We start from the raw sequence: 1,261 nt of genomic DNA, 5'->3' as shown, positions 1-1,261 counted from the left end.
GGAAGAAAAAAGGAGGGAAAAGAAAGGAAAAAAGAAAAGGAAAGAAGAAGAGGGAAGGAAAAAAAAAGAAAGAAGGAGGGAAAGAAAGAAAAGAGGGGAGAGAGAGAGAAAGAGAAGAAGGGGAAGGGAGGGAAGGAAAAGAAGGGAAGAGGAGAAGGGGGGAGAAGGAGAGAAGGGGAAGAAGAAAGGAAGAGAAGGAAAAAAGAAGAAGAAAGAGGGAGAAAGGAAGAAGAGAGGAAGAAGGGAGAAGGAAGGAAAGAGGGGGAAGGAAAAAGGAAGAGAGAGGAGGAAGAAGGAAAAAAAGAGAGGAAAGAGAAAAGGAAAGGGAAGGAAGGAAAGAGAAAAAAGAAGAAGGAGAAAAGAGGAGAAAAAGAAAAGAGAAAAAGAAGAAAAGGAAGAGAGAGAGGGGAAGACTGGCGGGGGGAAAAAGAGGGAAGAGAGAGAAGAGAGAAGAGAGAAGAGGGAGGGAGAGAGAGAGAGGGAGGAAGGAGGAGAGAAAGAGGGGAGGGAAAGAGAAGAAGGAAAGAAAGGGAGAAAGAGAGGAAAAAAGAAAGGAAAGAGGAAGGGGGAAGAAAAGAAGAGGGAGGAAAAAGGGGAAGGGGAGGGGAGGGAGAAGAAAAGGAGAAGAGGGAAGGGGGGAGAAGAAGAAAAAAGAGAAGAGAGGGGGAGGGAGGAAAAAAAAAAAAGGAGAGAGAAGGGGGAGAAGGAAGAGAGGAAGGGAGAGGAAAGGGGAAGAGAAGGAGGGAAGAGGAAGAAGAGGGGGGAGGAGAAGAAAGAGAAGAAGAAAAGAAAGAGGAAGAGGGGAAGGAAGAGGAGGGAAAGAAAGGAGAGAAGGAGAAGTGAAGGAGAGAGTAAGGGGGAAAGGGGAGAGGAAAGAGGAAGGAGAGGAAGAGAAAGAGGAAGAAGAGGGAGGGGGAGAGGAGGAGGAAAAAGGAAAAGGGGGAGGGAGAGAGGGAAGGAAAGGATGGGGGAAGGAAGAGAGGAAAGGAAAGGAGAGAAAGGACGAAAGAGGAGGGAGAAGAAGGAGAAGAGGGAAGAGAAAAAGAGGGAAAAGAGAGGACGGAGGGAGAAGAGGGGGAAGAAAAGAAAGAGAAAGGGGGGGGAGGGAAGAGGAAAGAGGGAGGAGAGGGGAGGGAAGGAAAGGGAGGGGAAGGAGGAGGGAAGAGAAAAAGAAGGAAGGGAGGAGAAAGGAGGAGAAAAAAGAAGAAGGGAGGGAGAAGAGAGAGGAGAGAGGAAAGAAGGGGGAAAAAAGAGGGGAAGG

Annotated in this window: 1 protein-coding gene; it reads left to right on the top strand. The window is 48.2% G+C overall.

Going from position 1 to position 1,261, the window contains the following annotated elements; all coding sequences use genetic code 11:
• Positions 1–1,261, top strand: a 1,261-nt coding sequence (locus F3J39_RS19000; protein ID WP_166714581.1) for a hypothetical protein, incomplete at both ends; no start/stop codon positions are given.

Source organism: Pantoea sp. Acro-807 (assembly GCF_011752675.1).
In the GTDB taxonomy this organism is placed as follows: domain Bacteria; phylum Pseudomonadota; class Gammaproteobacteria; order Enterobacterales; family Enterobacteriaceae; genus Pantoea; species Pantoea eucrina.
The sequence above is the reverse complement of the archived record's forward strand: the minus strand, read 5'-3'. Positions and strand labels throughout refer to the sequence as shown.